We start from the raw sequence: 14,779 nt of genomic DNA, 5'->3' as shown, positions 1-14,779 counted from the left end.
TAACGCTTTATTAAAAGTTTAATGGCTTTTACCTGTCTCATTTCGAGTATATGAGTTAAAATGCTTACATAACCAACTAACAAGATAGTGAATGTCAAACCAAGATCCAAATCTCAGTCGAGAACAAGAAAAGTACGAAAACCCAGTCCCTAGTCGTGAGTTTATACTTACTCACCTTCAAGAGCGTTCAAAACCTGCTAATTACACGCAACTATGCGAAGAACTCGCGGTTAACGATGAAGAACGACAAATAGCATTTAAGCGCCGACTTCGTGCCATGGAGCGCGACGGGCAATTGTATTTTAATAAATTTAAATGTTATGCCCTGATTGACGAAGCCGGTTTAACCAAAGGCAAAGTTGTCGGTCACAGAGACGGTTTTGGCTTTTTAGAAGTTGAAGGCGAGAGCAAAGACTGGTTTATTGCTAAGCATCAAATGAATATGGTGCTACATGGCGACATTGTTCTTGCGAAAGGCACTAAGCGTGGTTCAGGCTCAAAATGCGATGCCCGTATTATTAAAGTGCTTACTAATGAGCGAGCGCCTATTGTTGGCCGCTATTTTGTTGAGCATGGTATTGCCGTTGTGGTTGCTGAAGATCCGCGCATTACCCAAGATATTATTATTCTACCGGGTAACGAAAAAGGCGCACGCCACAACCAGATGGTGCAAGTGCAAATAACTCAAAATCCAAGCCGCAATATGAATGCGGTAGGTAAAGTGATTGACGTATTAGGCGAGCATTTAGCGCCGGGTATGGAAATTGAAGTTGCGCTGCGTAATCACGATATTCCACACGTGTGGCCTGAAGAAGTTGAGCAGCAAGTTGCCCACTTAGGTGAATTTGTTGAAGAAGCCGATAAGCAAGGCCGTGTTGATTTACGCGGCTTACCACTTGTCACTATTGATGGCGAAGACGCTCGCGACTTTGATGACGCTGTTTATTGTGAGCCTAAAAAATCAGGTGGCTGGCGTTTATGGGTAGCCATTGCCGATGTATCCCATTATGTAGGTATGAACACGCCGCTTAACAAAGAAGCGATAGAGCGCGGTAATTCAGTGTATTTCCCTGAGCAAGTTATTCCAATGCTGCCAAAAGTATTGTCTAACGGTTTGTGTTCGCTTAACCCTGAGGTTGATCGCCTGTGTATGGTTGCAGAAATGACCGTATCGCAAGAGGGTAAGCTGTCGGGCTATAAGTTTTACGAAGCACTAATGAATTCGCATGCTCGTTTAACCTACACCAAAGTAAATGCCATTTTACAAAATGACGAAAAGCTCCGTAAAGAATACGCAGCTGTAGTGCCACATTTAACTGACTTACAGCAAATGTACATGGCATTAAAAGCAGCACGCCAAGAGCGTGGTGCAATTGAATTTGAAACACTCGAAACCCGTTTTGTATTTAACGCACAGCGTAAAATAGAATCTATTGTGCCAGTTATTCGTAACGATGCGCACAAGCTGATTGAAGAATGTATGATTTTAGCCAATGTATCGGCGGCTAAATTACTTGAGAAACACGAAGCAAGTGCGTTATTTAGGGTGCATGATGAACCTGATAGCGAAAAACTGGGTAACTTTACTCAGTTTTTAACTGAGTTGGGTATTGAGAGCACGCTAAGCGATGAACCCACCCCGAAAGAAATCACTCATGTGTTGGCTCGCTTAGGGGACCGTCCTGAAGCTGAGCTTATTCAAACTATGCTACTGCGCTCAATGAAGCAAGCGGTATATCAGCCAGATAACATAGGTCACTTTGGTTTAGCATTATCGGCCTACGCACACTTTACCTCGCCAATTCGCCGTTACCCCGATTTAGTGGTACACCGTGCAATTAAAGCGGTATTAAAAGCGCAAGGTCAACAAACGTCAGGTGAATACGCTTACAGCGATGATGAAGTCGATCAACTTGGTGAGCAGTGTTCTACCACTGAGCGCCGCGCAGACGATGCCACCCGTGAAGTAGCCGATTGGCTAAAATGTGAATACATGCAAGATCATGTAGGCACGGAGTTTAACGGGGTTATTTCATCGGTTACTAATTTTGGTTTATTTATTCGTTTAGACGATTTACAAATTGATGGATTAATTCATGTTACCAATTTAGGTGATGAATACTTCCAACATGATGCGGCTAAACATTGCTTGGTGGGTGAACACACACATACGGTTTATCGTTTAGGCGATAAAGTAACTGTACAAGTTGCCTCGGTAAGCTTAGATGATCGCCGAATTAACTTAACGCTTAAAGGCGATGTGGCTCAAGATCGTTATGCGCGTCGTCGTGCGCCAAAAAAGAATGCCCCAGCAAGCGTTCGCTCGCAACTTAAAGCCGGTAAAATACCGGGTAAAAAGTCAGCAAGCGACAGTAAAAAACCAAAAGGTGGAAAAAAGCCTGCAAGTAAAACTAAGGCAGCGGGTAAGTCTAAAGTAAAAGCGGATGACACCACCGCGAAGAAAAAAACCAAAAAGAAAGCGGTCAAAAAGCCTAAAAGACCAGGTAAAAATGCCCGTAAACGTAGTAGCCCAGGAGCAAACAATTCGTGAGTAATGAATTAATTTTTGGCTTTCACTCTGTTGAAGCAATTTTAGCAAAAGAGCCAGAGCGCTTTATAGAAATATACGCCCTTAAGGGACGTGATGATAAGCGTTTATCGCCTGTGATTGAGCAAGCGCGTCAGTTTGGTATTTCAGTACAGTTTATGCAACGAAAAGCGCTTGATAACAAAGCGAAAGATGAACAGCATCAAGGCATTATCGCCAACGTAAAAGCGGCGCGAGTGTTTAATGAAAAAGATCTTGATGAGATCATTGAACGTGAAGACACGCCATTTTTACTGGTGCTTGATGGCATTACCGATCCGCATAATTTAGGTGCTTGCTTACGTAGTGCCGATGCAGCGGGCGTACATGCGGTGATTGTTCCTAAAGACAAATCAGCAAAGCTTAATGGCACAGCACGTAAAGTAGCCTGTGGCGCAGCAGAAACGGTACCGCTTATTCAGGTAACTAACCTTGCACGTACATTGCGTGAAATAAAAGACGCGGGCGTTTGGGTTGTAGGTACTGCCGGTGAAACCGACACACATGTATTTGATGCCAGCTTAACAGGCCCAATGGCGATTGTGATGGGTGCTGAAGGCGAGGGCATGCGCCGCTTAACGCGTGAGCATTGTGATGTGCTCGTTAAAATCCCAATGGCAGGCACGGTTTCAAGTTTAAATGTATCGGTAGCAACCGGCATTTGTTTATTTGAAGTGTTACGCCAGCGCGCAGAAACAAATTAAGCCTAAGCGAATCACATAGGCATTAAAAAGCCGAGATTGATTACATCAATCTCGGCTTTTTTGTACTTTTAAGTTAGCGCTTTATTAAAAGCTGTAAGAGTAACCCATTTGTACTGAGCGTGGCTTACCAGGTTGAATACCGCCATTTGCGCGGTTAGCAATGTAGGTTTTATCAAACAGATTATCAACGCTTAGGTATACTTTTTGATTTTCATCAATTAAGTACTTAGCAGCTAAATCCCATACAACACGGCTATCAATCGCATTTAAGCCTGAGTCAGAAAGGTCAGCATGTGCATCCGATACGTAACGTATTTGGCTATTAACAACAAAGTTATTCACTTCGGCACCAAATGATAAAGCAACTTGGTTTTCTGGTACGTAAGGCATTGCATCGCCTTTTTCTACAGAGCCCCAAATTTCTGAATCAAATGTGTTTTTAAACTCTGAATCAGTGTAGGTGTAAGTCAGTTTAACTGGGAACGCAACTGATGCAGTATTAAACGTACGACCAGCGCTAAATTCAAAGCCTGATACTTCTACTTCACCGTAGTTGTATTGGTCGCCAATGTTGTCGTCGCTACAACCTACTGATGCGGTACAGTTACCATGCATGTTGTCGTAATCAGAGTAGAATGCAATCACTTCACCGTTAAAGCCGTTTGCATTAAAACGAGAACCAAACTCAATGTTGACGCTTTCTTCTTCGTCTTGGTCAGCATTGCCTGGCGCTGCGGGTGCATAACCTTTTTGAATACCGGCAAGTAACGTTACGTTGTCGTTAAGTGTGTAAGTAGCACCTAAAGACGGTACTAAAATTTCAGTATCGTTTGAAATATCTTTCGTTAAGCCTTGGCTACGAGTTGGATCTGATTTAGCCCATTCTTCACGGGTAATAGTAATGTCTTCATAACGCAAACCTGCACTCACTACTAATGCATCCATTGTCCATTCGTCTTGAATAAATAGGGTGCTTGCTTTTGCGCTGTCTAAGCGATTGCTATTAGAGCCTGGTGCGCCTTGTGAGGTAAGAGTCATGCTTAAATCTTGATTAAGCGTGTATTTGTCTTCCCACTGGAAACGATCCATTTCGTCTTCGTGGTAACGTACGCCAACCGTAATGTAGTGATCGCCCGCTGGAATGTGTAATTCAGACTGCACACCTTTAGCTTGGTAGTCGCGGTTATTAGCTTTAACACCGATGTTTTCGATACCTTCAGCCGTTGGGTTTGCTTCAAATTCACTGTATTGCTCAAGGTAGCTTTCGCTTACTTTACTGGCTTTGTACCAGTTACGGTGGAAGTCGTTTAGATAAGCAGTTGCTAAAAATTCGTAACCTTCACCAAAGCGGTATGCATAGTTTACTTGGTATGCATTATGACGGGTGTTCATCTCATCATTTTGCGATGCCGCATAACGACGGTTAGGGTTTTCTTGGTAATCTGCGTTAGTTAAGCCCATGTACGTTTCGTCTGATGTTTCTTCAGAGTACTTAGCTTTAAACTCAATGTTGTGGGCATCGTTTTCACCAAAGGTATGGCCAAATTTTACCAGTACGTCATTTTTTTCAAAACCAGTGTTGTCATCGCCTACTGGTAATTCTTTAAAACCATCAGCACCGTAAGAAAACACTTCAATTAAGCCCGCTGTGTTATTTTTTTCTTTAGCGAAGTAAGCGTGACCTTTATAGTAACCATCGCTACCAAGTGCCGCGTCAACCATACCCATAGAGCTATTTGCTTCAGTTGGTAAGCTGCGAGAAAGTAAATTTAATACACCACCGGTAGTGCGCGGGCCATATTTAACTGAGGCAGCACCTTTTAATACTTCAATAGACTCCATACGACCCATAGTTGGGAAGTAATAAGCCGATGGTGCAGAATAAGGAGCCGGTGCAACGAGTACGCCGTCTTCCATTACTGAAATTTTATCGTTACGGCCAGTGCCTGTACCACGCATACCAATGTTAGGACGCAGACCATAGCCATCTTCTTCTTGAACGTATACACCTGGTACTGATGCTAATACGCGAGAAATATCGGTAAATTCGAATTTTTGCAATTCTTCATCAGAGATAAATGTAGCCGATCCTGGAATATCGTTAATTGCTGCTTGTGAGCCAATAACGGTAATTTGTTCAAAGTTGCGTTCAACGCCGCCGGCATCTTTTGCCATTGCTGTAGCACTTAAAGACAGCGCTACGGCTGCAGTTAACGAGGAAACTAAAAATTTATGTGACATTGATTACCCTAAAAATAGTTCAACTACTAAAATTGGCGTAATTTAAACATGTTAACGAATGAGAATCAATATTATTAAGTTTTAGTTATATTTACATTTGCCGTAAAAATACGCTATTTTTATAACATTTTTAACTAAGTGTTTATTCTAATCTTATAAAATTAGGATAATGTATTGGCTGGTGGCGGTTAATTTAACCTGAACTCTGTGTGGGATAGATTTATTATCCAGAGTTCAGGTTATTTAAGCAGTGGGATAGCCTAAGCGCAGCTTAATAAATTCGGCGAGTTTAAATACCGCGTTTTCAGGTTCGCTGGCGGTTTTTACTAAACTAATACCTATGCTACCAAGCGCAGGTAAATGTTTAGTGTGTAAGTGATAGGCTAAATCGTTAGGTACGGTACTTTTTGCGAGCACTGTTATACCTAAGCCTTCTTTTAATGCGGCAATTAAACCGGTTAAATCGGCATTACTGTAAACAATACGATATTTAATGCCTGCTTTTTCAAGCGCCTGAGTTGCTCTGCGTCGGTAAATACAGCCTTCAGGGGCGGTCACTAAGGTTACGGTTTCATTTTGTGCCAGTGATAGGTCGCCCACCCACACTAATTGGTCTTGAATAAAAATAGGGAATTTTTCTGAGTCTAGTTGCTCGTTAAGCGCTAACACTAAATCAAATTGATCTTGGCGCTCATCAGAGAGTAGGTGTTTACTTAAACGTGATTTTACTTCAAGTGATACCTCAGGGTAGAGCGCCACAAAATCGCCAATAATGGAGGGCAAAATACGCGCGGCAAATTCGCTAGGGATCCCCAAGCGCACTTTACCAGTTACACTTTCTGAGGTGAACAACTGCAAAATGGCATCGTTATGCTGCACCATTTGCTTTGCCATCGGCAGTAATAACTCGCCATATTGGTTGAGCACTTGTCGTTGCCCCTGCTTTTTAAATAATTTATAGCCGAGTAAGTCTTCTAAGCGTTTTACTTGTAAGCTCACCGCAGGTTGCGAAAGGCCAAGTAAATCGCCTGCTTTGGCAAATCCACCAACCTCAACCACCATAACAAAAGTTCGTAAACTGTCGGTTGAAATATTTTTCATATTTAAAATTACTATTTATATGGCTATATATATAAGTATTATTTATCAATTGATAAGTAATTACAATTTGTTGTTGTAAGGCTTGCGCAATATACTTTTGCTATTAAAGATTGATAGGTATTTGTTATGACTTTTAACCCGATTATGTTTGCCCGCCATAGCAACGCTAACAGCGCGGTTATAAATGCCTTACAAGCCGATAGCAGTCACGTTGTTATTGACTTTAGTGGTAGTGAAGCATCGGTATTTTTAAGTGCTATTTTAGGTCATGACCTCACCAAACTTACCGCTAGTGGCTTTGGCTTTAAAGGCACACTGGATGGCGATTTAAATTCTGATTTTAGCTACGCCGTTTACTACTTTAGCGAAACCGCCTTTCGATTTGTACTTCCAGTTAATGCTAGCCTGCAATTACAAGCGCTCATTAACGAGCAACAGCTTAGATACGATATCGACTTTGTGGTACGCACCGACTTAGCGACCTTTACTTTAAAAGGCGACAATGCATTTGATACCTTAGTTGAGGCATTTAAACTAACCCCAGGGTTACGCCTTGCTGACGCGCAGCTTTGCTATGGCGCGCAAAGTGGTGATGTGTTTGTTACTGCAGTAGATCAAAACAACGAACAGCAGTTTATTGTTATTGCTAAAACAGCCACCCTTGATAAGTGGCAACAGTATATGCAGCAACAGGGCTTTAGTGTTACCAACACTCAAGCAGCCTAACGGATAAAAAGTTAAAGATTACAATTTGGTAGGCTTATTAATGGCTACCATGTTATTCCCCCTCATTTAATTGAGGCCACGCCCACACACATGGGTTAATTTAAAAGTGAAGGAATATTATGACTTCTAAAACAGTATTACATGCAAAGCACCTTGAAGCCGGCGCAAAAATGGTTGATTTTCATGGCTGGGAAATGCCAATTAACTACGGCTCACAAATAGAAGAACACAACGCCGTACGTAACGATGCTGGTATGTTCGACGTATCACACATGACCATTGTTGATATTCAAGGTGAGCAAGCACAAGCGTTTTTACGCAAGCTAGTAGCTAACGATGTTGCTAAGTTAACCGTACCAGGTAAAGCACTTTACACAGGCATGCTTAACGAGCAAGGCGGCGTAATCGACGACTTAATTATTTACTACTTTAGCGAAACATTTTATCGCTTAGTGGTTAACTCAGCGACCCGTGAAAAAGATTTAGCACATTTGGCTAAGGTATCGAGCGATTTTGCTGTAACGGTTACTGAGCGCCCAGAATACGCCATGATTGCAGTTCAAGGCCCTAATGCACGTGCTAAAACAGCCCAGGTATTAAACGCAGATCAGCAAGCTGCAGTAGAAGGCATGAAGCCATTTTTTGGTGTTCAAGCCGGTGATTTATTTATTGCTACAACAGGTTATACTGGCGAAGACGGTTACGAAATTGTAGTACCAAACGAGCAAGCCGCCGATTTATGGCAGCAATTGCTTGATGCCGGTGTGGCGCCAGCGGGCTTAGGTGCGCGCGACACACTGCGTTTAGAAGCAGGTATGAACCTTTACGGCCTAGATATGGACGAAAGCGTATCACCACTGGCAGCTAACATGGCATGGACTATTGCATGGGAGCCAGAAGATCGTGACTTTATTGGTCGTGATGTTTTGGTAAAACAACGTGCAGAAAAAAGTACTCACAAGCAAGTAGGTCTTATTCTTGAAGAAAAAGGCGTACTACGCAGTGGTTCTAAAGTAATTGTTGATGGTGGCGAAGGTGTTATTACATCTGGCACATTCTCACCAACATTGGGCTATAGTGTTGCATTAGCACGTGTACCACGTTCAACTGGCGACACAGCTCAAGTAGAAATGCGTAAAAAATTAGTTAACGTAAAAGTAGTTAAGTCGGGCTTTGTACGTAACGGTAAATCAATAATCTAAATAATTTGGTTATACCAATAAATAAGTTAGCCTTATTCATTGGTATTCTCCCAATCTAAACCAAAGGATGAAAAAAATGAGCAATATCCCTAGCGAGTTAAAATACGCACCTTCACACGAGTGGGTTCGTAACGAAGGCGACGGCACTTACACTGTTGGTATTTCTGAGCATGCGCAAGAGCTACTTGGCGACATGGTATTTGTTGAATTACCAGAAGTAGGCGACGAAGTAGATGCTGGCGAAGACTGTGCAGTAGCAGAGTCAGTAAAAGCGGCATCAGACATTTACGCGCCAATCAGTGGTGAAATTGTTGCTATTAACGAAGAGCTAGAAGATGCGCCTGAAACAGTAAACAACGACGCATACGGCGACGGTTGGTTATTCCGCATTAAAGCGTCAGAAGAGCCTGAGTTAGATAACTTATTAGACGCTGAAGGTTACGCGCATACAATTGACGAAGACTAATCGTTAATTAATAAAAGCCCCTCTATGTTAAAACATTGGGGCTTTTATGATTAAAGCGCTTATTTTTCCATACAAAGTAAGCAGCTAAATCATCACATATTTTAATCAATACTAGTTACCCATTAGTATTTGGATCATAGGAATCTGGACACATGTCAAACGCCAAATCTCTTGAACAATTAGAGCAAAAGCAAGATTTTATTCGCCGCCATATTGGGCCAAGCCCAGCGCAAGTAAACGACATGCTTAGCGCTCTTGAAGTATCGAGCGTTGAAGAGCTGATCGGTCAAACTGTACCTGCTGGTATTCGTCTTGAGCAAGGTCTTAATATCGGCGAAAGCCGCACCGAAGTTGAAACACTAAGCTACTTAAAATCAGTAGCAAGCAAAAATAAAGTTTTCAAATCGTATATTGGCCAAGGCTACCACCCTACTCACGTACCGCACGTAATTTTACGTAACGTACTTGAAAACCCGGGTTGGTATACAGCGTACACACCGTATCAGCCAGAGATTGCACAAGGGCGTTTAGAGTCATTATTAAATTTCCAGACTATGACCCTAGATATTACCGGCCTAGATTTAGCAAGTGCCTCACTGCTTGACGAATCAACTGCTGCAGCCGAGGCTATGGGCCTTGCAAAACGTGTATCTAAAGCTAAAAAAGCCAATGCGTTCTTTATTGCCGACGACGTACACACGCAAACCATTGACGTAGTGAGCACCCGTGCAGAGCAATTTGGTTTTGAAATTATTGTAGGTAAAGCCGCCGATGCTGTGAACCACGATATTTTTGGTGCATTATTCCAATACCCGTCAACATCAGGCGAAATTGTTGATATAACTGACCTAATTGCCGGCGTACAAAGTAAAAAAGCGATTGCCTGTGTAGCTGCCGATATCATGAGTTTATTACTATTAAAAGCACCAGGTAAATTAGGCGCCGACGTAGTACTGGGTTCAGCACAACGTTTTGGTGTACCTATGGGTTACGGCGGTCCTCATGCCGCATTTTTTGCAACACGTGATGCGTACAAACGTTCATTACCAGGTCGTATTATTGGTGTATCAAAAGACCGTTTAGGTAACGATGCATTACGTATGGCAATGCAAACCCGTGAGCAACACATTCGTCGCGACAAAGCCAACTCAAACATTTGTACTGCGCAAGTATTACTAGCGAACATGGCTGCGTTTTACGCGGTATACCATGGTCCGCAAGGCTTAAAAACCATTGCACAACGCATTCACCGTTTTGCTGATATTTTAGCAACTGGCTTAAAAGCAAAAGGTGTGGCACTTAAGCACACTACTTGGTTTGACACATTAACAGTGGTTGATGAAAACAAAGCCGACGTGATTGCGCGTGCTGTAGCTAAAGGTGTTAACTTTGCTACTAACCATGCGGATGAATATTCAATTTCAGTATCAGAAACCACAACCCGTGCAGACGTTGCTGAGTTATTTGATATTATTTTAGGCGAAGGCCATGGCCTAAGCGTAGATGCGATTGCTGCTGATGTTGAAGCAAATGGCAGCGACTCTATTCCTGCAAGCCTAGTGCGTGATGATGAAATACTAACGCATCCAAACTTTAACAGCTACCACAGCGAAACAGACATGCTTCGCTATATTAAGCGCCTTGAAAACAAAGATTTAGCGCTTAATCATTCTATGATCTCGTTAGGTTCATGTACCATGAAACTAAACGCGACCGCTGAAATGATCCCAGTTACATGGCCTGAATTTGCTAACCTTCACCCATTCTGCCCGCTAGACCAAGCAGAGGGTTACCAAGTAATGATTAACGAGCTACACGATTGGCTAGTTAACATTACCGGTTACGATGCGGTTTCATTGCAACCAAATTCAGGTGCACAAGGTGAATACGCAGGCTTAATCGCCATTCGTAAATACCACGAGTCACGAGGGGACGCGCACCGTAACGTATGTTTAATCCCAAGTTCTGCGCACGGTACTAACCCAGCGTCGGCACAAATGGCCAGCATGAAAATTGTAGTTGTTAACTGTGATAAAAACGGCAACATCGACATGGAAGACTTAAAAGCAAAAGCTGAAGAAGTCTCTGAAAACCTATCATGTGCCATGGTAACGTACCCATCTACCCACGGTGTATACGAAGAAACTATTCGTGAGTTATGTGAAATTGTTCACCAGCACGGTGGCCAAGTTTACATGGATGGCGCAAACATGAATGCGCAAGTGGGTGTTACTAGCCCAGGCTTTATTGGCTCAGACGTATCGCACTTAAACTTACATAAAACCTTCTGTATTCCACACGGCGGCGGTGGCCCAGGTGTTGGCCCAATTGGTGTTAAATCACACCTTGCGCCATTTATGCCAAACCACAGTGTAATTAACGTACCAGGTACTAATGAAGGAAATGGTGCAGTATCGGCAGCGCCTTACGGCTCTGCAGCTATTTTACCTATTTCATGGGCTTACATTGCCATGATGGGCTCTGAGGGCTTAAAACAAGCGACAGAAATGGCGATTGTAAATGCTAACTACTTAAGCAATGAGCTAAGCAAGCACTTCCCAGTTTTATACCGTGGCCGTAATAATCGCGTTGCTCACGAATGTATTATTGACCTACGCCCATTAAAAGAAGCCTCAGGCATTACTGAAATGGACGTTGCTAAGCGCTTACAAGATTATGGTTTCCACTCACCAACAATGTCGTTCCCAGTAGCGGGCACATTAATGATTGAGCCAACTGAATCTGAGTCTAAGGGCGAGATTGACCGCTTTATCGAAGCGATGGTATCGATTAAAGGTGAAATTGATAAAATCATTTCTGGTGAATGGTCTATCGAAAACAACCCACTGGTATTTGCACCGCACACGCAAGCTGATGTGTTAGGTAATGAATGGGACCGCGCGTATGACCGTTTTTACGCTGCCTTCCCTGTACCAGCAGTTGCTAAAGATAAGTTCTGGCCAACGGTTACACGTATCGATGACGTATACGGCGACCGTAACTTAGTATGTTCATGCCCAGCGGTAGAGACTTATAGAGATTAATTTTTGATTAATGAGGATCATTAGTTAAGTTGGTTAACGATTTAATTAAGATGGTTAACTTATTTAAGTTGGTTAACACAACTTTCAAAAGGTGAGCATTTTGCTCACCTTTTCTGTTTTGACTATTAGATATATTATTCTTTACTTCAATGTAGTTGGTTCGAGTTCACGGCAGAAGTAAAAAAGCACGTTTGCTGCCAATTAGTTTGCGAAGATGAGAGTGGTTAGCTTTCTACATTGGTAAGATTCGCCCAATGTTTGCTTTCATCGGATCTGGAAAGGCACAGTATGTGAAACTAGCAGGATTTGACCGTACTGGCGCGTGCCATTTATACCGTCACAACAACGCGATCACGATGTTAGATAATGTCGCAGATCTTCGTCCCATCCAAGAAATGCTAGGCCATGACAGTATTCTCACCACATAACTTTGTACTCATGTTAGCCCTAAAAAGTTGTCTGAAGTTTATGGAGCTACTCACACTTCTGCTGAAGGTGGTAGCGGGTTGTTTTAATCCATAAATATCAGCAACCAAACTTTAAAGAATACAAGACATCTATCAAAGTGATACATGCTAATAAGTATTTGTAATAAAAGTATAAAATCGATACCTTAGTAAAAGGGATAATGATACGAAATTACAAGGTTAATGTTTGTTATGAACAAGCCAGATAGAGATAGGGTTGTATTTCACTCGATACACGACATGTCGAGTGGTCATTACTTATCAAAAGCAGAGCTGTTATTGAATAGCGAAATAGCAAACGATTTAGACGATATAAACGATATACTTGAACTGTACAATATATCGCTGTTTTTCGAAAACGGCATATACCTTAAAAGTTGGTCAGGTACAGATATTGTTGCTTACAAAGAAAAAGTTAATACGTTTAAAAATTTAATTAGGAAATTCATAACAAATATTGATGATAGTAACTTTCAGTCATATTTTGAAAATATAGATTACGGTTACTATGATAGTTTCTGGTTATTAATAAATAACTATCAACAATATAAAAAGATATCGCCTTCTCAAATAGAAGAAGTTTTAAATAACTCCCCCTATCAAGTGAGGCACTTGTTGAGCCATAAAAATTTGGTGGATAAATATAAGCTTGTTCTCTGTGAGTTTTTAAAAAGTGACCAGCAAAGTGCAGAGATCCTGCTTTCTATATATGAAGTCGAAAATAGTTTTAATAAAACGAAGTTGTACCTACCTAGTTGTTTAACTATTCAAGATAAAGAAAGCATAATTGTTTCGTACATCGACTCAGAGCATTGCAATACTAACTACCTGCCAATAATACAAAATGCTAAAAAACATAGTGACTTCCGAATCTCAGATAAAACTAAATTAGCAGCTAAGAGAAAATACCAACAGTCTGTTAAAGAGTTTTTCGATAGTGGTTCTAGTTCATCATTTAAATACGGGGTAGCTATCAGTTATCCCGAAAATGCTTCTAAAATTAAACATGTTTGGATTGAACAGGGTACAGTCCATTATGAATTTAGCTTAGATTACATTAAAGAAAATAATCACCCATATATTCTGTACAGAAACTTCGAGACACTTTTTAAGTACGTGGATGAACAGAATATTGTAGCTCTAACCAGCAAAGAAAATCAGCTTGGAGTTTTAGAAAGAACTTTAGGTGTTAGATCAAAAACTGAATACGTTTTTGGTGTAGCGTTCACACAATTAGAAATGGCATCTATGGGCCAAATTTACACATATTCCAACGTACTAAAAGGGCTTGGGTATTCATTAGAAGATATTCTAAAAACAGTTTTCACTAATACTCTACCGGAATTATTTGACTTACCTAGTAACGCCAATTTTACAATCCCTACTCAAAATGCTTCTGCTTTAGAGAAAATAAGAACAATCGCACCTGAGTTCGAGTCGATATTGAAGCAATACAAACTATTTGTAGAAAATGGACATATTGATTTTGAACTTCTACAAATGTCATCTGGCCCTACAGCCATCAAAGACATTCCAAGCTTAAATAGCAATAAGTACATATATATCAATAAGGATGACCAAGGAGTTAATTTTCTAACTTATCTGCTATTTTCGGATCAAACTCTGTTGACTTATGTTGACCCGTTCAAAGACAAGCAATATAGAAACTTTGTTGATTTATTGGTGAATGAAGAAGAAATCAATTTCGGAAATTATGAAGAACATCAGCATGAGCATTTAAATTATTTGATAGATAACAATTATATATCTGTAGATGAAAATAATTGCGTTCAAGTTACAAATTGGAACCGAATTTTAATTTTAAGAGATGTTTTTGAAAATGAGGTCGCCACGTTACATCATTATCCAGCCGATATTCAAGACGAGGTTATGCATATGAGTAATGATGGAATAGTGTTTTTTGGAAGTTCACTTTTCGCAATACCTGAGCAAAATTACTTCAATTACTATTTAAACAAAAGTGAGTTTACAAACGGGCACGACTTAAGAAATAGCTATTTACATGGCACACAGGCAAATCCAACAGAAATTCATCTACATGAAAATTCCTATTTACTTTACTTAAAGCTTTTAATCTTAGTTATTTTTAAAATTGAAGATGATCTGTTTATTTGTAAAAAGCTTAAGGCGGAAGAAGAATAACAGTTAGGAAGGATTGTAGTTCGTACTAATTTATATGGAAAAGCCAAAGGGGTCACCCATTAGAAAGTTCCGGTCAAG

10 protein-coding genes are annotated in these 14,779 nt (G+C 41.0%); 8 read left to right on the top strand and 2 right to left on the bottom strand.

The window, feature by feature from the left end; genetic code table 11:
* Positions 1-91 precede the first annotated feature (91 nt).
* Both rnr and rlmB read left to right on the top strand, forming a co-directional pair.
* Positions 92-2,551, top strand: coding sequence for a ribonuclease R (gene rnr, locus CWB76_RS12530; RefSeq protein WP_076919906.1), 2,460 nt, complete (start codon positions 92-94; stop codon positions 2,549-2,551).
* Entirely contained in the window at positions 2,548-3,291 is a 744-nt protein-coding gene (gene rlmB / locus CWB76_RS12525; RefSeq protein ID WP_008112440.1) for a 23S rRNA (guanosine(2251)-2'-O)-methyltransferase RlmB, read from the top strand. The genes rnr and rlmB overlap by 4 nt, the downstream gene beginning before the upstream one ends.
* An 84-nt stretch (positions 3,292-3,375) precedes the next feature.
* Here the strand turns inward: rlmB and CWB76_RS12520 are convergent, their stop codons facing one another.
* Together CWB76_RS12520 and CWB76_RS12515 are read right to left on the bottom strand one after the other, a co-directional pair.
* A complete protein-coding gene (locus CWB76_RS12520; protein ID WP_010390740.1) occupies positions 3,376-5,532 on the bottom strand; it encodes a TonB-dependent receptor family protein in 2,157 nt (718 codons plus the stop codon).
* Between the two features lie 243 nt (positions 5,533-5,775).
* The gene (locus CWB76_RS12515) at positions 5,776-6,633 is read right to left on the bottom strand and encodes a LysR family transcriptional regulator (RefSeq protein WP_008465324.1); all 858 of its coding nucleotides are present in this window, start codon (positions 6,631-6,633) and stop codon (positions 5,776-5,778) included.
* Positions 6,634-6,759: 126 nt separating this feature from the next.
* On the opposite strand from CWB76_RS12515, the gene CWB76_RS12510 reads away from it, so the two are divergent.
* The 6 genes from CWB76_RS12510 to CWB76_RS12485 all read left to right on the top strand — a co-directional run bounded on the left by CWB76_RS12510 (position 6,760) and on the right by CWB76_RS12485 (position 14,701).
* Positions 6,760-7,359 (top strand): hypothetical protein, encoded by a 600-nt coding sequence (locus tag CWB76_RS12510; protein WP_008465326.1) that lies wholly within the window; start codon positions 6,760-6,762, stop codon positions 7,357-7,359.
* A gap of 119 nt (positions 7,360-7,478) precedes the next feature.
* A complete protein-coding gene (gene gcvT / locus CWB76_RS12505) occupies positions 7,479-8,561 on the top strand; it encodes a glycine cleavage system aminomethyltransferase GcvT (RefSeq protein WP_008112433.1) in 1,083 nt (360 codons plus the stop codon).
* A 76-nt stretch (positions 8,562-8,637) separates the two neighbouring features.
* Positions 8,638-9,027, top strand: coding sequence for a glycine cleavage system protein GcvH (gcvH, locus tag CWB76_RS12500; RefSeq protein WP_138608047.1), 390 nt, complete (start codon positions 8,638-8,640; stop codon positions 9,025-9,027).
* Positions 9,028-9,179: 152 nt separating this feature from the next.
* Positions 9,180-12,071 carry an aminomethyl-transferring glycine dehydrogenase gene (gene gcvP, locus CWB76_RS12495; RefSeq protein WP_138608046.1) on the top strand — a complete coding sequence of 964 codons (2,892 nt, stop codon included), beginning with the start codon at positions 9,180-9,182 and terminating at the stop codon, positions 12,069-12,071.
* A gap of 290 nt (positions 12,072-12,361) precedes the next feature.
* Positions 12,362-12,499, top strand: coding sequence for a tyrosine-type recombinase/integrase (locus tag CWB76_RS20300; RefSeq protein WP_249363177.1), 138 nt, complete (start codon positions 12,362-12,364; stop codon positions 12,497-12,499).
* Between the two features lie 231 nt (positions 12,500-12,730).
* Positions 12,731-14,701, top strand: coding sequence for a hypothetical protein (locus CWB76_RS12485; RefSeq protein ID WP_138608045.1), 1,971 nt, complete (start codon positions 12,731-12,733; stop codon positions 14,699-14,701).
* Positions 14,702-14,779 lie beyond the last annotated feature (78 nt).

Origin of the sequence: Pseudoalteromonas sp. S1609, assembly GCF_005887255.1 — a bacterium.
Lineage (GTDB): Bacteria > Pseudomonadota > Gammaproteobacteria > Enterobacterales > Alteromonadaceae > Pseudoalteromonas.
Note: the sequence above shows the minus strand (reverse complement) of the source record. Positions and strands in the feature narration are given on the sequence as shown.